Below are 22,331 nucleotides of genomic sequence, written 5' to 3' on the forward strand. Positions count from 1 at the left end.
TAAATTCCTAAAAATCTCACTATCTCTAAATTGGTCTATCACTTCCTTAATGATAAAAGTATACGAAAACGTTATCAATGCTAGATTCCCGAACGAAATGATTAAAAATTTTGATGATTAAGGTAATGCAGTTATTTATAAATAAAACACATAAACAATCCCCTTCGAGATAATTTTCAAAGGGGATATTTTTCAGTCATTATGGGGTTTCTTTGCATAAGACTTTGCATATTTCACTGTTTAATTACTTGTTAATTTACTAATAATTTAAACAAATTGTAAGGATTCAGGATTTTTTAATTGAAAGCCCAATACTACTTTTTATTGGGTATCACTCATTTAAACAATTTGAATCAATTATTCTTATAGTTTATTATCATATTTTTATAAATTAAATAATCATAGAACAACCTTATTAGATTGCATTAGGAATATTTTCTTTAGAAGCGTTAGTACCCTCACTATTTTCCAGACTATATTTTTCGATGTAGGAATTTAATAAAGTTTTAAACGCATTTGCTGCAGCTCCAATATGTTTTTGCTTATGATGGACAATTGCTACTTTTCTAATGAGAGATGGTTTTATTTTAATAGCATTTAATTGCCCATTATTTTCCAGGTTAAATAGCCTACTAGATAAAATAGTTGCGCCTTTCCCTTCCAAAACTAGGTTGATAATTGATTTTATATCGGTCGACTCAATAATCGGATCGATAAAAATCCCTTGTTTACCACACACTGCATCAAACCAATGTCTGAAGCAATGATCTTTTGGATTTAATATTAGAGGTATATTTTGTAAATCTCTTAATTCTACATTGTTTTGGTTAGCTAATACATGTTCATCATGTACAACTAGGTAAAATTCCTCCTCATATAGTGGGATCATTTTTAATTGGTCATCTTCAGGTGGAATAATTGTTAATACTAAGTCAAATTCATTTTGTTTTATTTTTTTAACGACATTATCCAAAGCCAAAAATTGCAATTGTATTTGTGGGTAGATAGAGTGAAACTCTAATAATGTCATTGAAGCAATATGGCTTAAATCACCAGAAAGTGCACCAATGATTAAGCGTCCTCTATTAAGCGTTTGCAATTCCTGTAAATCATTATTAGCGCTTTTAATCGAGTCTAAAATATTATGACAGTGTTTCATAAAAATTTTGCCAGCTTCAGTTATTGCTATTTTTTTACCCAGTCTGTCAAAAAGTGGAATACCAAGTTCGTCTTCCAAGGTTTTGATTTGGTAACTTAAAGCAGATTGTCCAATTCCTAAATTGTCTGCGGCCCTTGTAAAATGCATTTCTTCACATATTGCCATAAAATATTCTAATTGTTTCAACTCCATGTTTTTCACCATCTTTGTCATATTCATCATCAGTTAGTGTTTAATCTACTACAACCTATTTAATAATAAGTTGATCAACATACGGTCAAACATGTCGAACACCTTGTAAGTTTTATTGAACACTATTGATATTTGAAACAATTACTATGTATATCTGTATGAAATTAGTTATTTTTAATAATTTTATCCGGATTGTAAATGAACTATCTTCTTTGCTAAATCCATATCCATAGTCTTTACCCTTATTTTGAATGATTTCATTCTTTACTTGATACAGCAGCATACCCTTATACATCAATAACAGATTCTTTTGTGAATGAATTATTTAGAGGTGATTCGATTAACAGTTACAGGTAAAGAATTATTTACTACTGTTCCTGCTCATGTGTAAATGTGCCATTTTCAAATAAAAATTTTCGATTATTAAAAGTTCTCCTTTATCGCAATATAAGCAAAACCTCCTTTAATGATGGAATAGCCATTTAGAACTTTTGGAAATGCACAAAATAGTAAATTTAATTATTTAACTTAAATTTACTATTAAAGGTATGTATGTTTATTTTATAGTTTCATTTTTATTAAAGTAAAATTAATAGTAGTTAAATAAAATTAAGTACACCTTAAATATAAGTTGATAATATTTAATTCACTAAAATGGTTTCCTCATTAAGGTAGTTAATTTTATTCACCTCTTAACCCACTTAATATAGCAACAATAGAATTTCATTCAAATCTTCAAATAAATTAAAAGTGTCGATCAAATAAAAAAGTTATTCAAAAAAACCTGCCCGGTTAGGAGCAGGTCATATCTTTTAACGCAATATCGTATCGACTTCCTATATAAAATTTTTACTCATTTCTTTTTATTGTTTTTATCGTTGTTGGAATAAGAGTAATGTTCTAGTTTTGATTACTAATTTTCAGAATTGAATTAATCATTACTCTTACATTATTATGAAATAATCAACATGGACTGTTACTGTAAACTTGCCTTCAAATATTTTACAAATTTATGGATCAAGTTGGATGAATGTATATCTTTTGACCAAACCATTTGAATGGAAATATTAGTAATTTTGTTATTCACATCTATTTCGAGAGGGATTAACATTCCATTTAGTATGTATGGATCATTTTTCATGTAATAATCCGGTGCTATACTTATACCTATATCTTCTACAACAGCACTTTTAATCACATCAACATTACTCGATGTAAATACAATTTCAATATTTCCTAAATCACGGAATAATTCCTGAGTTAACCAATTATAATAGTCATCCTTATATATAATAAAAGGAAATTTCATTAGTTCTTGAGGCATTACCCTTTTGTTACAAGCTAACAAAGAATTTTTATTTACATAAACCTTAATTTTCGATTCTAATAACACTTCACTGTTTAAATCACTATCAATAATCAACTCATTTACAGCAATTAATCCTATATCAATGTTATGTTTTTTCACATCGTGAATAATATCTTCTGTACTACTTTCAGTTATTTGTAAATCAATCTGAGGATAATCAACCTTAAGACTTGATCTTGCTTGTAGCAAGAATGGCATAACACCGGTTATAGCTGCTACCTTCATCCCCCCCTTATTCAGAGAGCTAAAAGAAGCAACCATTTCATGAAGCTTATGGAGGTTCATCATAATCTGAATGGCTTGTTTGATTATTAATTCGCCTTCATACGTTGGTACAGCATTTTGTCCCCTAGATCGACTAAATATTTTCACTCCAAATTCGTCTTCTAATTGCGATATTGACTGGCTAATTCCTGATGGAGATACATGCAGATTTTTTGAAGCGTTAATAATCGAACCTGTTTTGGCAACTTCAAGAATATATTCTAATTGTTCTAAATACATAGTTACCTCCAATTTAAGTTGAGCTTAATTCTATTTAATTAGGATTAATTTTACTTTAATATTAATGAAATAATAAAATAAATACAAATGATCATCTTGATTAATATATTTTAAGTTAGTAATTGAAAAACTAAAGAAACTACTATATTTATCAAACTCTATCTTTTAAAGGAAGATTGTTTATTCTAAGTAATATAAGTGCAAGTTTGTTGGGGGATAATAAAAAAGGGAACAATCACGTTAATAAAATTTAGGGGGCAATATATATGAATTATAAAAATATTACAGTTGCTGGTGGAGGAGTATTAGGAAGTCAAATTGCATTTCAAACAGCTTTTAAGGGATTTGAAGTTTCCTTATATGACATAAATGAAAACGCGATAGAAATGGCAGATACACGTTTAAAAAATTACATGGAACGTTACAAAGAAGATATCAGTGCCAATCAAAAAGAAGTAGAAGCGGCATACAATCGTATAACACTATATACCGATCTATCGAAAGCAGTTGAAAATGCAGATTTAGTAATTGAAGCGATTCCCGAATTGCTTGAAATAAAAAAAGATTTCTATCAAAACTTAGCAAATGTTTCACCAGATAAAACTGTTTTTGCTTCTAATTCTTCAACCTTGTTACCAAGTCAATTCGCCGAATTTACAGGTAGACCCGAAAAATTTTTAGCATTGCATTTCGCTAATGAAATATGGAAATTTAATGTCGCAGAAATTATGAAACACTCTGGAACAAAAGAAGAAATCTTTCAAGATGTCATCGAATTTGCTAAAGCAATTGGAATGGTTCCAATTCCGATTCATAAAGAACAACCAGGATATGTGATGAATTCGCTTCTTATTCCGTTTTTACTAGCAGCACAAACGTTGCTTGTAAACGGAATTTCTGATCCAGAATCAATTGACAAAACTTGGATGCTTACATCAGGTGCACCATTTGGCCCTTTTGCTTGGCTAGATATTATTGGAATTAATACAGCATATAACGTTGGTAAATCCTTAGGAGATCAAGGTAATGAAGAAGGTGCTAAAATAGCGGATTATTTGAAAAGAGAATTTATTGATAAAGGAAAACTTGGAAAACAAGCAGGTGAAGGATTCTATAAATATCCAAATCCTATATTTTTAGCCGAAGATTTCTTAAAGTAGTATTAAAAAATCACAACCATTATCGGTTGTGATTTTTTTACTAATTCTCTAGCTGTTAGAGAATTAGACATTTTGAATTATGTATTTTTCATAATTTAGTATCACACTCAGTAAAAATTTTTACAACTTCACTAAGTTTCACAGTTGCGCCTTATCGTTTTTTGGATAAAATTCCCCACTCCATGAAGCGGAATGGGGAAAATTTTTTTAATGGTGTTTTTTGTTTAATTCCATTCTATGAACACTGCCACCCTGTGTGCCTACAAACAAATATTTTTCGTCTGGAGAAAGTTCAAGTGCTGTAGTATTTTTATTCTCTAGTCCCTCGGATACATTAGTCCAAGTTTTCCCTCCATCAATACTGATTAACACACCTCGACCTCCTTTAATAAGTCCACTTTTTCTAAAAGAACCCGCGGCTGCATAAATGATATTACCATTATTAGGGGAAACAATAATATCATTTATAAACATGTTGAGCTCATTACTACCTGCAACCATTGCTTTTTCGAATGATTTACCACCGTCTGTGCTTCTATATAAATAGTTTCCTCCGACAATTAAATGGTCTAGATTTTGTGAGTCAACCGCAATACTGCTCACAGGAATGTTTTGCATTTTTTTGAAAGTCTGACCCATATCTTCGGACAAGAATAGACCTTCATTTCCACCGGCCCAAATTCGATTAGGATTCTTAGGATCAGCAGCTACTATAGATGTAAATGGTTGTTTTTGTTTAATCTTTTTCCAATTCTCCCCGGCATCTTTACTTATATAGATACCCGGTCCATCAGCATTGTTATAAGAAATAATGATTTGCTTGGAGTCGGTTGGACTAATATGCATAGCTAACGGGACCGTTCCTTCTTCAAATTTCAGATCCCATTTATTCCCTCCATCATTACTTCGGTAAACATACATTCCAGTCCAAACACTATAGCGTATCTTGTAAACAACATTAGGATCTGATGGAGAAGTAGCTATTTCATACACACTTTCTCCTGTTCTACCTTCACCTTCTGCCGCTCCCCACTCTAATATTGAGGAATCAACCTTTTTTTGATTTGGTAACGCTGTCATGTACGTGTTTGAGTCAGTCCCTGCAAGTAACTGATATCCTTTAGAATTTCGCGAAATAGCCAGGCTATACACATTCGCTCCGGGAATACCAATTCGTTTATATGTTTCACCTTTATTCTCAGTTCGATAGATCCCTGCCTGTTCAGAAGATACATAAAATGGTCGCATCCCTTTAGGAGAAGACTTTGCACCCAATGCAAAATCTATTTCTAGTGAGTTACTTCCCGGAAGTGGCTTTTCCATTAATTCCCATGTTTTACCGTTATCATTACTTCTCCAAATCCCATCATAAAATGTCCCAATATAAATTTCATCATCTAGAATTTCTATTCGGGCTATACTTTTAAATGGTATATTATTATGTGTTATTTCTTTCCAATCTTTACCTTTGTTGTAAGAAGCGAACACTCCATGATTCGGTCCTGTACTATCAGTCCCTGTTATTAAAATATCCTCGTTGCCATCAATCTGTTTAGTAGCTAAAAATCTAGGTGCTTTAAACAATAAATTAGATTTAGAAAACCCAGAGAATACATCTTTAAACAAGTAAATACCAAAGTTAATACCATCTTCACTTGCTGAAACATAAAGGTCATTATTCAGAAGTTTTACTTTATTAAGAAATGACCAATTTCCAGGCATCTTCACCCAATTTATTCCTCTGTCCGTGCTGACATATACCTCGTTTCGCGAAATAGCAACTAGTTTCTGTCCGGTTTTATCAATCTCTAGATCCATTATCCCTATGTTCGGAAATGCTAAGGTTTTCCATGTTTTTCCCCCGTCTTTACTAGCCACAATCTTACCCTCATAAGTAAGATCAAGACCTCTTGCATTAATAGCTACATATAAATTTTCTTCATTTGAAGGATCAACTGCTATATCACGAGGTAATCCTCCTGCTACAGGGAAATTTCGATATTCATGCCAAGTTTCTGCCTTATCTTCAGAACGGAAAAATGATAGACTCAATGACGGTAAAACTGTCATGCTATTAGAATTTTTTAAGTCAAAATTCATCAGTCCTGTATTAGAGTATGGGCCAATAGTTTTCCAGGTTGAAGCGTGTTCTTTAACTGCAGCCAATTTTTCCAGAAAACCAGAACCTATTATTGTAGATTCAATATTATTCGTATCTTTTATTGTGGAACTTGCATCAATCCGATATACTCCCACTTCATCAGTTTGTACGGGCACCTTCCACCAACGATCATGATCAAAAATGGCCGTCACTTCTTTTGTTTTTCCACTTGGCGTTCTAACCGTCACTTTAGGAGCTTGTGTCAGGTGAGTCGGACTAAATATATAACCTGTTGTTTCACTTACTGTTGATGCCACTGGATCAGGTGACGCAGTAATTTGGAAATGCCTCGTAATAAAATTGTATGGCACTCGTAAATGTTGTGATTCTTTCCCAGATTGAATATTACCTTCTATCCAACCAGAGATATCCGTATCTTGATCTGGTCGATTCATGTTAATATTTACCTCAACATTGACCTGTTTACCTGGTTCTAAATGAATATTAGATGGATTTACAGTAACGGATGCATCAGTTTTTGTATCGTCTTTTACAGTGAAATCTATATCAACTGACTTATCACCGTAATTGCTTAATGATAATGAAGCACTTCTATGAATCTTTGAATCTTTTAAATCAGCTATTCCAAAATTTAAGTAATTAGGTGAGGCGACCACATTGGTTTCCGCAGCAGCCTTTACATCCAATCTTCCTGCCCCTTGTGTTAGTAAATCAATTGATGATAGTGGTTTAACTGTTTCTTTTAAAGCACTTGAAATATCACTACCATTCCATGTCGGCTTGAGCTGTTTCAGAAGGGCAGCTGCACCGGCCACATGAGGGGCCGCCATGCTTGTTCCACTTAATCTTTCATAACCAGACTCATTATTCTGACTCTTGATGTAAGTTGAATTTATTTCCACACCTGGTGCGACTAAATCAGGCTTTGCACCGACGTCGTAAATACCACGTGAACTAAAGTCAGCAATTTGATCTGTTGCATCTATTCCTGTAATCATTATTTTGACAGTTTCCTTGGCCAAGGTGGACTTTAATTCCTCAGCTTTTGTATAGTCAATTTGCATAGCTACCAGATTTTCCAGTCGACCATCCATAGATGAACCTGTCAGGAATTGGTGCTGTGCTTTTAACTTTTCATTAGGATAGGATGAATAGTGAGATTGCATAGTATCTCCTGATTTAAAAACAGGTCCAGATTGCTCAGGCGCAAAAAAAATCGCGGCCTCCGCCCCTTTTTCTTGTGCTGTAATTGCCTCCCTATAGTAATGTTGCATTGGTTCTACACCTTGAGGCGATTGAATAAGTACAATCTTTCCTTTTACATCTAGACCTTCGTAATTTTCTAGTCCCCCTACTCCAACGTCTACCAGCTCGCGTGTGATGGCCGCTTCAGGAGGATTTGCTGTAAATCCAAGGCGGGTAACGGACAAATTCCCTTCAACAGGGGTAACCATTTTCGCGTCAGGAACTTTAATACCACTTACACTTGCTCCAACAGCAAGTACCCCCTCGGCAATAGCTGGAGCACCGATAGTCCCGTAACTAGGGCCATCATTTCCGGCTGCGGCAACAACAACAACCCCGGCATCTACCGCATTTTGTGAGGCTATGGAGATGGGATCAGTACCATCCCCAGGACCACTCAGACTCATATTAATGACATCTGCTGGGTACGGGTTGTCCGGTGAGATAGAAGCTTCAATAGCAGCAATGATATCGGATGTATTACCTGAACCATCTTGGTTCAAGACTTTATATGCTGTAATCGAAGTGTCAGGTGCGACCCCTTGCATATTTCCATTTGCTCCTATGATTCCTGCCACATGAGTACCATGGCCTTGATCATCCATAGGATCAATATCATTATTCACAAAATCATATCCTCCAACAATTTTATGCCCAGGTCCGAACGCCCCGCCAAGGTCTGGGTGATCATAGTCGACGCCTGTGTCAATTACAGCGACTGTGACTCCTTTACCAGTAACTTCTTGATTATTATTGTCATGTTTAGACCAAACATCTGGAGCACCTATTAAAGGAACGCTTTTAGTTAAGTTTGCATGATATTCTTGATCAAGATAAATTTCTTTTATACCTGGAAGGGAACGCATTTCATCCACTTTATTTTTTGGAACTTGTAATGACATCCCGTTAAATGTGAACGTATATTCATTAGATTTGTTGAATGGAATCCCCTTTTCTTTTATCTTTTGCAACACAATCCCATGTGATTGTTTTAAACTCTCAATTTTTTCTTTTAACTTTCTTTCAGTAGATTTGGAGGTCTCTCTTAAATGCTCTGAATTCGGCAAGGATCGAATAGCAGGTGCGCCTTCCATCTCGACCACGACACGTGTCATCGTATCATCCTGACTAGTTTCTTTAGCATTACCAATTGGTAAATCAAAAGTAAGTTTAGCATTAGTGATTACTAGGGTTGAAGTAACAATGCAAATTGCGGTTCTTTCTTTAATCCACTTAGTTCTTTTTTTCATTTAATTACCACCTCTTTCAAAAATTGTACTTCAGTATAGCGGATATAAAACATTAATAAGAGAAGGAAACTTTTACAATCGGAATATATTTTAGTTATTTTATATCCTCATCGTCCTCCACTTTCCTCAAAAATTTAATATTAAATCATCTTTTCTATCCCACCTTCGCATAATACTCGGAAAACTATTCTTAATGTTATAAGTATTTAGAAAAGTTAACAATACCGGATTTTTGATGAAAATGATTGAAAAATTAAGATGAAAATATGTTGAAAGATAGTAACTAAGTCTTTAGCATTAAATTTATTTTTAGAACTAACCACTCTAACATTTTTATCTTAAAATAAATGAGCAGCGGGACAAGTGTTCCCCGCATTTCGCCAGCTGATAACACTTGTGAAAGATTGTGTTATTTCGAGTTTGGTCCTAAGTAAGTCATTTTCTCCTGATATCTTGTTCTTATGGACTTACTCCTGAATCACCTACAATAGTAAACTCCAAATATTTAGAATACAGTTTGTAAATATAAAAAATAACCTTATGTAATTAGGCTAAAAGTTATGGATATTTTATTAACTTGGTTCTAATTGCTTTAGCAACTTTAAGAATCTATTTCAATTGTTCAAAATACTTATTAGCCCATATTTAAGTCGGACTTAATTTAAATTCACTATTATTAATTTTACTTTAATAATAATGAGGTTTTAAAATAATAATAGATATTCATTTTGATTAGAATATTTAAGATTAAAAGCACTCCTGTAAAGGATGTGAAAATTAGGAGGACATACTTTTAAAAGATTCTATAGTTATCCAGATCCTAGATGTAAAGTTTATTTTTGCTCATTGGTTCACAAATCACAACCAATACTTTGATAGGTATGTATATGTTTGAATGTAAGTTGCAATTTAATTATAAAGGAGAATTCAACATGAAAATCGCAATTATGCTTTATGATGGAATCACAGCATTAGATGCAATTGGTCCATACGAAGTATTTTCAGCTTCACTTAAATGTGAAGTGAAGTTTGTCGCAAAAGAAAAAGGATTAATTAAACTGGACTCGGGTATGGGATATTTGCATGCCGATTATAGTTTTTCTGAGGTTAGTTCAGCTGACGTTCTAGTTGTTCCAGGTTGCTGTCCACCAAATTATAAAACTCCAATGAATGACGAGGAAACGTTAACTTGGATTCGCCAAATGGATGAAACAACTAAGTGGACAACATCAGTTTGTAATGGGTCATTGATTTTGAGCGCAGCGGGCTTGTTAAATGGGAAACTTGCAACTTCTCATTGGGGATCCTTCGATCTACTAAAATCACTTGGTACTATTCCAACTGATGAGAGAGTTGTTCGTCAAGATAAAATCGTTACAGCAGCAGGTATTTCCGCCGGAATTGATATGGCACTTCAACTATTAGCATGGGAAATGGGAGAAGATGTAAGCAAAGGAGTCCAACTGATTTTGGAATACGATCCTCAGCCACCTTTTGATACTGGTTCTCCAAAGAAAGCGCCTAAATTATTAGTAGAAGCAATCGGAGAAATGTTAAAGGAGCTTGCTAAAAGGGAGCCAAATGATTAAATTGAGTTTATATTGATAGATGCACATAGTTAATAGAACAGTTAGAAATAAGTGTATTATTTATCATATATTTTAAAGTAAAAAGGATAGGAAAGCAGAAGAAGTGTCTGCTATTCTATCCTTTTAGTTCCATTTGCACTACAAAATCCCCTATTACTTAAAGATTTTTTAGAATCTAAAATATACCTATCTGCATTAGTTGAACAAGAGTAAAATATATATTCTTTTAATCAACCAAATTAAATTCTCATTTTTCGAAATCTTTACTGAATTCTTTATAAACTCCATTTGTTAAAACACTCGCTAATTGATTAGCAATTAAAGTTGGTTCACTCTCTAAACCATTATTAACCCAATCAATAATTACCGATACATGTGCTCCTGCAATGAAATTTTCTAAAAAAGATTTATCAATTGTTATTTCAATATTGTTGTTCCGTTGAAGGTGCTCAATACTTTTTCTTACAGAGATTTTTATGATATTTAACATTTCCCATCGGAAATCAGTGATTCCTTTATTACTCAATAACATTGAGTAAACCTCTTCATATCTTTTTACATGCTCTAGTGATGCAAGAATTGGAGGATAAACAATATCTGCAAAAGATTTGACCTGTTTTGGAAAGACTAAATCTTGTATTAATCCTTCAAGGGTTTCATTTTCAATGATTTCTATTAATTCTAATTTATCTTTGTAATGATAATAAAATGTTGCTCGATTAATATCTGCACCTTGAATAATATCTTGTACGGTAACATTTTCGATTCCTTTCATAGCGGCAACTTTGAATAGTGCATTTTTTATCTCTGCTTTTGTTTTTCTTACACGACGATCCATCTAATCATACCTCAAATATGTATTTATAGGTTTTATAAAATCCAGCAAATAAACTATATAATATATATTACATTTGAAAATACTTCAAATACAATTAACTTTAAATCTTTACTAATATCTACTTTTCAAAGTTTTTTTAGACATATCTTTACTTTTTGTTGGAAATAATACAAACAATTAAAATCTGTCGGTTGTTGGATTTTATTAAACGTTTTAATATTTAAGAGCGCTTACAAAACAATAATGGTAAGCACTATTATTTGTTTTAAAAAATATAAAATACGTATGGGGGCTTTAACTATGATGAAAGCTGCAAAATTTTATAACGCCAAAGACATTCGTATAGAAAATGTTGAAGAAGTAAATGTGAAACCTGGATATGTAAAAATTGAAGTAGAGTGGTGCGGAATATGTGGAAGTGATTTACATGAATATGTTGCGGGGCCGATAAATATTAATGGGAATAAGGTAATGGGTCACGAGTATGCAGGTAGAATTGCTGAAATTGGCGAAGGAGTTGAAAATGTTAAAGTTGGCGATCGTGTTGCAGGAGAGAATATGTTGACTTGTGGAAAATGTGACTACTGCCAACAAGGTCGTCGAAATCTTTGTGTAGATTTTGGAATTCAAGGTTTTACAGCAGATGGAGCTTATGCAAAGTATATACTAGTACGTAAAGAAAATGTACACATATTACCTGAAAATCTTACTTTTGAACAAGCTGCACTTGTTGAACCAGCATCAGTAGCTCATCATTCTGTAAAAAGTAGTACATTAAAAACTGGTGATACATGTGTAGTATTTGGAGCTGGACCTATCGGGCTATTTGTAACCGCTATTGCTAAAGTAAAAGGAGCAAAACAAGTAATTGTTGTAGAAATGTCTGAACCTCGTCGAAAAAAAGCTTTAGAACTTGGTGCTACACATGTAATTAATCCAATCGAGGAAGATCCTGTAAAGAAAATAATGGAACTGACAAACGGGATTGGTGCAGACGTTGCATTTGAAGCAGCAGGAGTACAGCCAACTTTTGTAGCAGGGATTGACGCTTTAAGAAAGTCTGGTGAATTAATGATTGTTGCAATATACGAAAAAGAAGTTTCATTCCAACCCAATTGGTTTATTATTAATGAAAAGAAAATCTCAACATCATTCTGTTATACAGATGATTTTCCGGAAGTTATAAACTTATTCTCTAGCGGTAAAATTAATCCAGAATTATTAATCACTAAGAAAATTATTATAGATGATATTATAAACGAAGGATTTGAAGCATTAATAAACGATAAATCTCAATGTAAAATTCTTGTAACACCTAAAGTAGAAAATCTTAAATAATTCTATCTCAAATAAAAGAATGAACCTACTCCTTCTAAATTCAAGGAGTAGGTTCATTCTTTTATTCTATTGTACATTGTTTGTTCTCAATTTACATTACTAATTATAAATAACCATATTTGCCAAAACTGTTACTTCTATTTCTATCCATCTTACTGTCATTAAATTCTTGAACACAAGATATTAAGAAAAAATTCACATAAGTCATCTCAAAATTACATATTCTAATTAGTTTCCTTTAAGAAACATACTTTCCTTGTTACCCTTTTTTATAAATACAGGTATTTTTTTATTGATTAATTCTTTTTCTAATATTAAACGATGACTATTATTGCACAAGTATTTCTTACTTCTAGAAAATACCAAATTAAACTTTACATCTCCATAATTTCTACATATTTAGAGTTTATACTAACATTGTAGATTTAATCAATTAGTTTAATTAACTGATCATATCACTAAAATTCATAATAAAATACAACAAGGTTGGTGAAAAATATGTGTGGATTTGTAGGATGTTTGCATAATAAACCTCAATTATTAAATTCGTTTAATAAAAATAAAATTAAAGAAATGAACTCGATGATTACTCATAGAGGACCGGACGATGAAGGTTACTATTTTGATAATTATATAAATTTTGGATTTAGACGACTCAGTATTATTGATATCGATAATGGGCATCAACCTCTACCCTATGAAAATGATCGATATTGGATTATCTTTAATGGTGAGATTTACAACTATATTGAATTACGAGAAGAATTGACGAATAAAGGACATGTATTTGTTACTAAATCTGATACAGAAGTGATTTTAGCCTTATACAGTGAATATAAAGAGGAAGCTGTTCAAAAATTAAGAGGCATGTTTTCGCTACTAATTTGGGATAAAGAAGAAATGAACTTATTTGGAGCCCGAGATCACTTTGGCATAAAGCCTTTCTTTTATGCTGAAAATGAAGATACAACATACTTTGCATCTGAAAAAAAGAGTATCCTTCTAGCTATTGATGGAGGGATTGATCCTAAGTCTGTGCAACACTATTTAAGTTTTCAATACGTACCAGAACCTCACACGATGACTTTGAACGTAAAAAAACTGGAGCCTGGCCATTATTTCACTAAAAAACCTGGAAGTAAAATGATCATCCGTAGTTACTGGAAACCACAGTTTCAGCCAATGAATCAATCAGAAGATCAATTAACAAAAGAACTTCGTGATGCGCTGACGGATTCTGTGAATGTCCATATGCGAAGTGATGTCCCAGTTGGTTCATTCTTATCTGGAGGCATCGATTCCTCTTTTGTTGTTTCATTAGCTAAACAATTGAATCCAAATTTAAAAACATTCTCCGTTGGATTCGAAAGAGATGGATTCAGTGAAGTGGATGTAGCAAAGGAAACAGCAAATGCACTTAATATAGAAAATATTAGTTATATCATTTCTCCTGAGGAGTATTTAGCTGAATTACCAAAGATAATTTGGCATATGGATGATCCACTTGCTGATCCAGCAGCAGTCCCTCTATACTTTGTTGCTAGGGAAGCACGAAAGCATGTAACAGTTGTCTTATCAGGTGAAGGTGCAGATGAACTATTCGGAGGATATAATATCTATCGAGAGCCGCATTCTCTTAGGATGTTTAACCATATTCCTGCTCCCATAAAAAGTATTTTAAGGGTTATGAGCCAAATTCTTCCTGATGGGATAAAAGGAAAGAACTTTCTGGAACGTGGTGTAACCCCGTTGGAAGAAAGATATATCGGAAATGCGAAAATGTTTGAAGAAAAAGAAAAAAGGAAAATACTAACTGATTATCAGAACCAATTGGACTATACCACAATAACAGCACCTATTTTTAGAGAAGCCCAGTCATTTGATGCAGTCACAAAAATGCAGCATGTAGATATCCATACTTGGTTACGAGGAGATATCCTTCTTAAAGCGGATAAAATGACTATGGCTAATTCACTTGAACTTCGAGTTCCTTTTCTAGATAAAGAAGTATTTAATGTTGCATCAAAAATTAGTACAAATCACAAAATAACCAACAATACGACCAAACATATTCTAAGAAAAGCAGCAGAAGGCATAGTTCCAGATCATGTATTGAACCGAAAGAAATTAGGGTTTCCGGTTCCCATCCGACATTGGTTAAAAGATGAAATATACGATTGGGTAACGGAATTATTTCATACAAGCCCTACCGACTATCTATTTAAAAAAGCAGAAGTATTGAAATTATTAGAAGAGCATGTAACAAACAAAAAGGATAATAGTAGAAAATTGTGGACCATAATCGCTTTTATGGTATGGCATCAAGTTTTTATAGAAAATGCCTATAATTTTAATAATATCGGTAATAAACATAGACAAGCAATCCTTACGAGTTAACATATGAAATTGCTTGACTTCCCATTTGTACCCAAGCCTTTATAAAATCTTGCTTGGGTATTTTTTTATTTTTTTCAACTGTTAATGGATCGTTCACATATACATAATCTTCATTATATCCAGTAATCAAAACAGAATGTTCACGGTAGGTTATATTAAGTTCCCCTTCAGGTGTATTCCATTTTTTAAATTGTTCAGGAGGTAATTCTTTGTACCTGGAATTGGTAATTATCCATACTGGTACTCCACTGGACAACATAGTCTCTATCTTACTAAAATCACTACCTGTATAGTCAACCACTAAATTAGATAAATACATGTCAGCAAGTTCTTTGATTGGTTTATGATAAACTCCATAACCAGGATTTTTTAATGCGTACATATCTCCTACAAAACCAATATTCGGATTCCCAAAGTTTACAATGCCATTAATAACTTGAAAAGGCGTTGAATCCTTCTTAATACTATCTGCCAATTCCAACTTATCCACTTTGACTCCTGCATATTGTAACATCATAGCTAAACTAGTTACCTCGCATCCCCTGGGTAACTCTGGTAATTGAGCTATGATCGGAATGTCTAATAACACAGTATCCTTTAAGACATTCTGCGAAACTTTTGGGTTATCTAAACTAGTTTCTTTATTTATTTCATGTTTCAATAAGGAACTTCTTATACTTTGCGTGTTCAAAATTGCATATCCAAACAAAAGAAAAGAAATAAAAAAGATTGCTAATAAGTAGTAACTTATTAACTTTTGAAAATTTACAAATAAGATTAAAAAGCCAAGAACAATTGTAATAATAGAGAATAAGAAAATTAAATTATCATCCACTCACTATCCCTCACATAAGTATATAATTTTTTCCTGTTCCTATACTTAATTTCGGTAATTCTCACACTACTTTAAAGGTAATGATAAAAGAAACTCAGTACCTTTTCCAAGCTCGGTTTTAACTGTAATATCACCTTGAAGTTGTTTTACCAACTGGGACACTATGGCAAGTCCTAAGCCAGTGCCCCCCATTTCTCTTGATCGCGACTTTTCAACCCTATAAAATCTATCAAAAATAAAAGGAAGATCCTCATCAGCAATGCCTACTCCTGTGTCCTTTATAGAAACAGTAATCGAATTCTTTGTATATGTGGCTGTAACTACGATTTCACCTGCTTCGGTGTAATTGATTGCATTCTCTAAAAGATTTATGATGATTTGTTCTACTCTTGAACCATCTGAGACAATTAATGGTAATTCCTTTACTACATTAAATACTAGATTTATATTTTTTTTCAATGCCTTTAGTTTTACTTTCTGTAGGATCGATTCGATAATATCTTCAATATCGATAGGTTGAAGATACAAATTAATTTGGCCCTCTTCCATCTTGGAAAGCTCAAATAAATCTTGGATTAGCTTCGCTAACCTGTCCGATTCTTTTACAATTATTCCCGAGTATTCTTCAAGCTCATTGTCATCCCGATAATTATGGCTAATAATTAATTGTGCATAACCCTTTAAATAAGATATTGGGGTACGTAGTTCATGTGAAATATTAGCTAAAAGTTCGCTTCGATTGGTACGATAATTATTTAATTCTATACTTAAATCATTTATTGCTTGTGCTAACGAACCCACTTCGTCTTTTGATTTGATTTGCACCTTAGTTTTCAGATTTCCTTTAGCAATCTCTCTTGTAGCTTTTTCCATTTCAATCAGTGGTTTAGACATCCTTTTTGATACAAAAATGGTAACCCCTAAGGCAAGTATAATGGCTCCAACAATTGACCTAATAATCCAATTTCTTATGTCAGGCATTTCATTAATAGTAGAAAAAACTAATAATCCACCATTGAAATTCCTATTTTGAATAATGGGTCGGCCAATTAAAACGTAATGATCATTTGTTCCCTGTTTGTAATAATCCCGTTCAAAGTGTTTCCCTTCCCTCACTTTATTAAGTAATTTTTTAGGAATAAGCGCCCCTTTTTTAAAATCAAAAACTGAATTAGAAATGATTCTACCTTCGGAATTAAACACTACAATTTCTTGGCCCACGATAATGCTTAAAAAGTTATAAAAGTTGGGATCAGACTCAGGTAGTTTGCTTAGCTGCTCTACTAAATCTCGGGATTGTTCATTTACTTTTTGATGAACCTGTGAGGAATATGTTTGTAGAAAAATCCGATCAATAAAAAATCCAAGCGGCAAAAGAACAACTAAAAATAGAAGCATAATGGTTAATCCTATTTTTATTCCGATACTATTAAGTTTCATACTAGTTCCTCTTTTATTTGTAATGAATACCCAACACCCCAAATTGTTTTTATAAACTTAATGTCTTTTTCAACTTTTTTTAATTTCGTTCTTATATTTTTAATATGCGTATCCACAATACGTAAATCCCTGATCTCGTTATCTTCCCAAATTTGATCCAACAAAATTTCCCTTGTAAATACCCTAGAAGAAGAAGAGGCAAGTAAAGATAAAAGGCTGAATTCCTTCACAGTCAACTCAACAAATTGATTATTAATAAATAATCGTCTACTTTCTAGATCTAAACGGAGTAAACCTTCATATAGTACAATTTCTTTAGAATCTGTTTTATTCTTATTCTGCTGTGTCCTTCTTATCAACGCCTTAACTCTTGCCCTTAATTCATCAAACTCAAAAGGTTTGACTAAATAATCGTCAGCACCAATTTCTAAGCCTCTAACCTTGTCAGATAACTCTGTTCTAGCAGTAAGCATAAGAATAGGTGTGTCACTCTTCTCCCTTATTTTTTCACAAAGCTTCCATCCATCTACATATGGAAGCATAATATCCAGAATGATTAAATCATACAAATGCTCATTAATATACTGCAAAGCAACTGCACCATCTTTAGCATTTACAACTATATATTCATTACTTAAATGAATATTTAACAAATTCAGCATGTACATTTCATCTTCTACAATTAATATAGTTTTCACTTCTTAAACCCTTCTTCTCCCCTAATATTGTGTCTTAGTTATAATCTTTACCAAGATTTAACATTCTATTAATTGTTAATTTGAAAGTTCTGCATTTTCTCCTTCATAACCAACTCTAATATGTAATTTCTCTCCTTGTATTTCCTCTAAATTCCTTTTTGTTGGTCATGCTTTATTGGATACCAATACTTAAATTCTTTATATCATCTTTATATTATCTTTATTTCAACTTAATTTTTTCTTTATACAATTTTGTTATTTTAAATGTGCAACACAAATAAATAAAAGGATAGTGAAAAGAATGCTTAAAACTAGGATAGCATTATTCTGTGTTTCAGCAATAATACTTACGGGTACAGGAAGTGCTTACGCTTCACAAACACCAAAAGAATCTGTTAATAAAGTTCAAAAGCCTGTAGAGATTAAAACAAGTGGACTTACAAAGCCTGTAGAGATAAAATAAGTGGACTTACAAAGCCTGTAGAAATTAAGGAAAACATCCAAAGGTAAGTCTATAGTTAAAGAAACAGAATCAAAAATATTGGATAACAAAAAATTGTCTTATGAACATAATAGCAATTATCTTACAGCATAAAAGATGTAAGAGAAGATAGTTGGAAAACAATCTTCCTTTGCATTAATTCCCAACCTCAAATTTATAACCTACACGAACAACAGTAGTAAAGTAGTAATGTATTTTGATTTTCTACCCAATTTTTGACGGACATTTCGCATATGTGCTGTTAAAGTAAAGTCAAATCCATCATAATTATATCCCCAAATTTGAGTAATTAATGATTCATTCTTCTTCCTTATCTTAGAAATCATTTTACTTTAATTCTTAATCTTTATTTCGTTCAACTCTATTTAACCTCAAGCCAGTTCCTCATTGATATTCATTTTATATCCAACTCCCCAAACTGTTTGAATAAACTTAATATCCTTCTCAACTCTCCTTAGTTTAGTTCGAATATTTTTTATATGAGTATCAACAATTCTAAGATCCCTAATTTCATTTGATTCCCAAATATGAGCTAATAAAACCTCTCTTGTAAATACACGAGATGGAGCTGATACAAGGAAAGTAATTAGATCGAATTCTTTAGAGGTCAAATCAACAATTTGTTGATTGATATATAACTGTCGACTTTCAAAATGTAATACAAATTCACAATTCAAATATGAAATATGTCTTTTCAAAGAATGGTTATATATTCTTTCTGCTCTTCTTAATAGGGCCATTATTCTTGCTTTCAGTTCACCAATATCAAATGGTTTAACTAAATAATCATCAGATCCGATTTCTAAACCTTTAATTTTGTCAGAAAGTTCACTTCTCGCCGATAACATGAGTATTGGAGTATCATCTTTTTCTCTAATCTTTTTACAAATCGTCCAGCCATCAACGTAAGGGAGCATAATATCTAAAATAATTAAGTCATAAGTATTTTCTTTAAGAAGCTCTAACGCAATTGCACCATCTTTTGCTTCAATTACTTTATAATCATATGCTAGATGAGTGCTGAGCAAATTCAGCATATCCTTTTCATCTTCAACAATTAATATTTTTTTCATAAGAGTGCTCCTATTAACAGAATTATTAGTAAAATCAAGTCGCTTTAATTCCTATTATTAAAAATTTTTTGTCAATTTGGTATTTTTATTAAATAAATGAATGTTTTCAAATGCCTTACCTGTTCCAATACCAACACAATCGAGTGGCATTTCTGCTATAAAGACTGGCATTTGTATTTCAGCACGAATTACTTTATTCAGTCCCTTTAACAATGCTCCACCAACAGTCAACATAATTCCCCTATCTAGGATATCCGTTGCTAATTCAGGTGGGACTTCTTCCAAAGTATTTCTTATTGCATATATGATAGCTAATACATGATCATAAAGTGCATCTCGAATATTTCAGAGCTAATTTTAACTTTTTTTAGAAAGACCCGTAAGTAGGTCACGCCCCCTTAATATCAATGAATTGAATACTATCTTTTTCATCCGAGTAGCCAATTTCAATTTTAATTTTCTCAGCTGTACTCTCACCACTCATTAAATTTAAATGTTTTCTAAGAAAATTAGTGAATAGCCAAATCCATTTCATCACCAGCAACCCTTATGGATTTACTCGAAACAAATCCACCTAGCGAAATAACTGCTACTGTAGTACCACACCTATATCGACAACCATACTTCCGGTAGGCTCCCAAACTGGTAAATCAGCACCTAATGCAGCTGCAAGTGATTCTTCAATTACGTAAGTTTCTTTTGCTCCAGATTGTTTAGCTACATTAATTACAGCTCGTTTCTCTACAGCAGTAATATCAAAAGGTACACTTACTAAAATATTTGGCTTTTTACCAAAACACCTTGTTTTTGAGATTCATTAAAATAGTGTTTAATCATAGTTGTAGTCATTTCAAAGTCAGCAATTACACCGCCTTTCATTGGGCGTATTGTAACAACATTTCTTGTGTGCTACCAATCATTTTTTTGAATCTTTACCAACAGCAATAGTTTTTTTGTAAATAAATCTATTGCCACAGCAGAAGGCTCTCTGACGATAATCCCTTTTCCTTTGATTAACACAATTGTATTAAATGTACCCTAATCAATTCCGATATCTTTTACAATAAACCCAAGCATTTTATCTCCCCTCTCTTAATGTTTTTAGTAATTAACGAATTAATTCAGTACCTTGATGTTGCATTCAACTTGTGCCAATTAAATATTGGACTGTTTCTTTATCAGTACTTGTAGGCAACTTGAATTTTTGCTGATAGGTCTCTGGTCCTTTACCAGTTATAAAAACCCAATCACCTTCATCAACTTGTGCCAATGCTGTTTTTATCGCTATTGTTCGATCAAGAATTACAATGTTATCTTGACTAAGGTTAGCTAAAGTTTTTTCCATCTCTTGGTATGAAACTTCATTTAAGTCATCTAGAGTAACGATACTTACGTCACTAATAATATTAGAGATATTAATCATAAATCTGCGTTTCATTTTGTCTCTATTTCCCCTAAAACCAAAAATATGAAAAATTCTATTTGCACCATTTTTCTTGGCTGTTTGCAAACATTCATAAAATGCATTAGGAGTATGAGCATAATCAATAACAATATTTGCTCCTTTTGGATGTTTAATTATTTCGAACCTACCCGGTACTCCCGGAAAAGTTTTTAGTGCCTCAATAATTTCATTACTTGGAATTCCTAACTTCCGTGCAGTTAAATAAGCCATTGATGCATTTTGTACATTATGTTCACCTAGCATGTTAATAAAAAGATCAAAGCGAGTATCTTTTTCAAATATCTCGGTTTTCAAATTTTTATTTTCACCTATTTGAAGGTCATGTTCACTATTGTCACCTACTATATACAGTTCTGTTCCATTTAACTTAAGTTGTTCTGCTAGTTCTCTCCCCCATGCATTATTGTGATTGATAATGGCTTTTCCGTTAGGTTTTAATTGATTGAACATATTTTTCTTTACCGCAAAATATTCATTTATACTTTGATGGTAATCTAAATGATCGTGATCTAAGTTTGTAAATAAACAGTAATCGAATTCTATTCCTGCAACTCTAAATTGCGAAATTCCGTGCGAAGATACTTCCATTACCACTACTTCATCCTTACTTAATGCAAGTAATTTTTGGAGCTCAACTGCATCAGGAGTTGTATTTTTCGTTTGAAATATTTCACCATTCACGACATTCATTACTGTTCCTATAAGTGAGCAAGTACGACCAGAGGATTCTATAATATTTTTAATCATGTAAGATGTAGTTGTTTTACCATTTGTCCCTGTAATGCCAATCATAATTTTACTTTTAGAAGGATTTCCATAATATTGACAAGCCATCTTTGCAAGAATTAATCGACTATTCTTCACACGAATATATGGGACAGATAAATTCTCTAGCTTCTTTTCACCAATAACTACAATTGCACCTCCCTCAATCGCATCGTTGACAAATTCATGTCCATCTATTTTATATCCAGGTATAGCAACAAATATCTCATTAGGCTTTATAGTTAAAGAATTTGTGGATATCCCTGCTATATCCATATTTGCTAAAACATCATTTAAACAAATTTGATCTGTATTATCTAAAAGGTTTTTTAATTTCATTTTTTGCAAACTCCTTTGAATCGTATTATGACTAAACACGTATTTACTCTG

The 22,331-nt window shown here is 32.6% G+C and carries 18 protein-coding genes and 2 pseudogenes; 5 read left to right on the top strand and 15 right to left on the bottom strand.

Annotated elements, in window-relative coordinates; all coding sequences use genetic code 11:
- Positions 1–415: 415 nt before the first annotated feature.
- Entirely contained in the window at positions 416–1,351 is a 936-nt protein-coding gene (locus ACX6U0_RS05925) for a LysR family transcriptional regulator (RefSeq protein ID WP_464959053.1), read from the bottom strand.
- 976 nt (positions 1,352–2,327) lie between these two features.
- A complete protein-coding gene (locus ACX6U0_RS05930) occupies positions 2,328–3,224 on the bottom strand; it encodes a LysR family transcriptional regulator (RefSeq protein WP_464959054.1) in 897 nt (298 codons plus the stop codon).
- 266 nt (positions 3,225–3,490) lie between these two features.
- Between ACX6U0_RS05930 and ACX6U0_RS05935 the strand changes: the two genes are divergently transcribed.
- On the top strand, positions 3,491–4,384 hold the full coding sequence (locus tag ACX6U0_RS05935) for a 3-hydroxyacyl-CoA dehydrogenase (protein WP_464959055.1): 894 nt from the start codon (positions 3,491–3,493) through the stop codon (positions 4,382–4,384).
- A gap of 207 nt (positions 4,385–4,591) precedes the next feature.
- Here the strand turns inward: ACX6U0_RS05935 and ACX6U0_RS05940 are convergent, their stop codons facing one another.
- Positions 4,592–9,001, bottom strand: coding sequence for a S8 family serine peptidase (locus tag ACX6U0_RS05940; RefSeq protein WP_464959056.1), 4,410 nt, complete (start codon positions 8,999–9,001; stop codon positions 4,592–4,594).
- Positions 9,002–9,933: 932 nt separating this feature from the next.
- On the opposite strand from ACX6U0_RS05940, the gene ACX6U0_RS05945 reads away from it, so the two are divergent.
- Positions 9,934–10,590 carry a DJ-1/PfpI family protein gene (locus ACX6U0_RS05945; RefSeq protein ID WP_464959057.1) on the top strand — a complete coding sequence of 219 codons (657 nt, stop codon included), beginning with the start codon at positions 9,934–9,936 and terminating at the stop codon, positions 10,588–10,590.
- 247 nt (positions 10,591–10,837) lie between these two features.
- Here the strand turns inward: ACX6U0_RS05945 and ACX6U0_RS05950 are convergent, their stop codons facing one another.
- Positions 10,838–11,428: a TetR/AcrR family transcriptional regulator gene (locus tag ACX6U0_RS05950; RefSeq protein WP_464959058.1), complete on the bottom strand. Its 591-nt coding sequence runs from the start codon at positions 11,426–11,428 to the stop codon at positions 10,838–10,840.
- A 300-nt stretch (positions 11,429–11,728) separates the two neighbouring features.
- On the opposite strand from ACX6U0_RS05950, the gene ACX6U0_RS05955 reads away from it, so the two are divergent.
- A complete protein-coding gene (locus ACX6U0_RS05955; RefSeq protein WP_464959059.1) occupies positions 11,729–12,766 on the top strand; it encodes a 2,3-butanediol dehydrogenase in 1,038 nt (345 codons plus the stop codon).
- 498 nt (positions 12,767–13,264) lie between these two features.
- Positions 13,265–15,163: an asparagine synthase (glutamine-hydrolyzing) gene (asnB, locus tag ACX6U0_RS05960; protein ID WP_464959060.1), complete on the top strand. Its 1,899-nt coding sequence runs from the start codon at positions 13,265–13,267 to the stop codon at positions 15,161–15,163.
- Here the strand turns inward: asnB and ACX6U0_RS05965 are convergent.
- The 3 genes from ACX6U0_RS05965 to ACX6U0_RS05975 form a co-directional block, all read right to left on the bottom strand.
- Complete coding sequence (locus ACX6U0_RS05965) at positions 15,153–15,998, bottom strand: C39 family peptidase (protein WP_464959061.1); 846 nt, start codon at positions 15,996–15,998, stop codon at positions 15,153–15,155. The two genes, asnB and ACX6U0_RS05965, sit on opposite strands and share 11 nt — an antisense overlap.
- A 66-nt stretch (positions 15,999–16,064) precedes the next feature.
- Positions 16,065–17,438 (bottom strand): sensor histidine kinase, encoded by a 1,374-nt coding sequence (locus ACX6U0_RS05970; RefSeq protein WP_464959062.1) that lies wholly within the window; start codon positions 17,436–17,438, stop codon positions 16,065–16,067.
- Positions 17,435–18,136, bottom strand: coding sequence for a response regulator transcription factor (locus ACX6U0_RS05975; RefSeq protein WP_464959063.1), 702 nt, complete (start codon positions 18,134–18,136; stop codon positions 17,435–17,437). Before ACX6U0_RS05975 ends, ACX6U0_RS05970 begins: the two co-directional genes overlap by 4 nt.
- Before the next feature lie 301 nt (positions 18,137–18,437).
- Between ACX6U0_RS05975 and ACX6U0_RS05980 the strand changes: the two genes are divergently transcribed.
- Positions 18,438–18,599 carry a hypothetical protein gene (locus ACX6U0_RS05980; RefSeq protein WP_464959064.1) on the top strand — a complete coding sequence of 54 codons (162 nt, stop codon included), beginning with the start codon at positions 18,438–18,440 and terminating at the stop codon, positions 18,597–18,599.
- A gap of 174 nt (positions 18,600–18,773) precedes the next feature.
- Here ACX6U0_RS05980 and ACX6U0_RS05985 read toward each other — a convergent pair.
- The 8 genes and pseudogenes from ACX6U0_RS05985 to ACX6U0_RS06020 form a co-directional block, all read right to left on the bottom strand.
- A pseudogene (locus ACX6U0_RS05985) lies at positions 18,774–18,937 on the bottom strand (helix-turn-helix domain-containing protein); the annotation flags it as partial.
- 72 nt (positions 18,938–19,009) lie between these two features.
- A complete protein-coding gene (locus ACX6U0_RS05990; protein WP_464959065.1) occupies positions 19,010–19,711 on the bottom strand; it encodes a response regulator transcription factor in 702 nt (233 codons plus the stop codon).
- Between the two features lie 57 nt (positions 19,712–19,768).
- The gene (locus tag ACX6U0_RS05995) at positions 19,769–20,053 is read right to left on the bottom strand and encodes a rod shape-determining protein (RefSeq protein WP_464959553.1); all 285 of its coding nucleotides are present in this window, start codon (positions 20,051–20,053) and stop codon (positions 19,769–19,771) included.
- A 46-nt stretch (positions 20,054–20,099) separates the two neighbouring features.
- Entirely contained in the window at positions 20,100–20,246 is a 147-nt protein-coding gene (locus ACX6U0_RS06000; protein ID WP_464959066.1) for a hypothetical protein, read from the bottom strand.
- On the bottom strand, positions 20,221–20,352 hold the full coding sequence (locus ACX6U0_RS06005) for a rod shape-determining protein (protein ID WP_464959067.1): 132 nt from the start codon (positions 20,350–20,352) through the stop codon (positions 20,221–20,223). Before ACX6U0_RS06005 ends, ACX6U0_RS06000 begins: the two co-directional genes overlap by 26 nt.
- A complete protein-coding gene (locus tag ACX6U0_RS06010; RefSeq protein WP_464959554.1) occupies positions 20,301–20,525 on the bottom strand; it encodes a rod shape-determining protein in 225 nt (74 codons plus the stop codon). The genes ACX6U0_RS06005 and ACX6U0_RS06010 overlap by 52 nt, the downstream gene beginning before the upstream one ends.
- A pseudogene (locus ACX6U0_RS06015) lies at positions 20,483–20,737 on the bottom strand (rod shape-determining protein); the annotation flags it as partial. The pseudogene ACX6U0_RS06015 and the gene ACX6U0_RS06010, both read right to left, overlap by 43 nt.
- A gap of 115 nt (positions 20,738–20,852) precedes the next feature.
- Entirely contained in the window at positions 20,853–22,280 is a 1,428-nt protein-coding gene (locus ACX6U0_RS06020) for a UDP-N-acetylmuramoyl-L-alanyl-D-glutamate--2,6-diaminopimelate ligase (RefSeq protein ID WP_464959068.1), read from the bottom strand.
- Positions 22,281–22,331 lie beyond the last annotated feature (51 nt).

The organism is Gottfriedia sp. ABJ_BB2_2 (assembly GCF_055484705.1).

What these genes read in the sequence shown, in the direction of transcription:
- ACX6U0_RS05970 (WP_464959062.1), bottom strand. Translation starts at nt 17,438, where the DNA reads ATGAAACTTAATAGTATCGGAATAAAAATAGGATTAACCATTATGCTT.
- ACX6U0_RS05930 (WP_464959054.1), bottom strand. Translation starts at nt 3,224, where the DNA reads ATGTATTTAGAACAATTAGAATATATTCTTGAAGTTGCCAAAACAGGT.
- asnB (WP_464959060.1), top strand. Translation starts at nt 13,265, where the DNA reads ATGTGTGGATTTGTAGGATGTTTGCATAATAAACCTCAATTATTAAAT.
- ACX6U0_RS05950 (WP_464959058.1), bottom strand. Translation starts at nt 11,428, where the DNA reads ATGGATCGTCGTGTAAGAAAAACAAAAGCAGAGATAAAAAATGCACTA.
- ACX6U0_RS05990 (WP_464959065.1), bottom strand. Translation starts at nt 19,711, where the DNA reads ATGAAAAAAATATTAATTGTTGAAGATGAAAAGGATATGCTGAATTTG.
- ACX6U0_RS05980 (WP_464959064.1), top strand. Translation starts at nt 18,438, where the DNA reads ATGCTTAAAACTAGGATAGCATTATTCTGTGTTTCAGCAATAATACTT.
- ACX6U0_RS05945 (WP_464959057.1), top strand. Translation starts at nt 9,934, where the DNA reads ATGAAAATCGCAATTATGCTTTATGATGGAATCACAGCATTAGATGCA.
- ACX6U0_RS06020 (WP_464959068.1), bottom strand. Translation starts at nt 22,280, where the DNA reads ATGAAATTAAAAAACCTTTTAGATAATACAGATCAAATTTGTTTAAAT.
- ACX6U0_RS06000 (WP_464959066.1), bottom strand. Translation starts at nt 20,246, where the DNA reads ATGAAATGGATTTGGCTATTCACTAATTTTCTTAGAAAACATTTAAAT.
- ACX6U0_RS05955 (WP_464959059.1), top strand. Translation starts at nt 11,729, where the DNA reads ATGATGAAAGCTGCAAAATTTTATAACGCCAAAGACATTCGTATAGAA.
- ACX6U0_RS05935 (WP_464959055.1), top strand. Translation starts at nt 3,491, where the DNA reads ATGAATTATAAAAATATTACAGTTGCTGGTGGAGGAGTATTAGGAAGT.
- ACX6U0_RS05925 (WP_464959053.1), bottom strand. Translation starts at nt 1,351, where the DNA reads ATGGAGTTGAAACAATTAGAATATTTTATGGCAATATGTGAAGAAATG.
- ACX6U0_RS05940 (WP_464959056.1), bottom strand. Translation starts at nt 9,001, where the DNA reads ATGAAAAAAAGAACTAAGTGGATTAAAGAAAGAACCGCAATTTGCATT.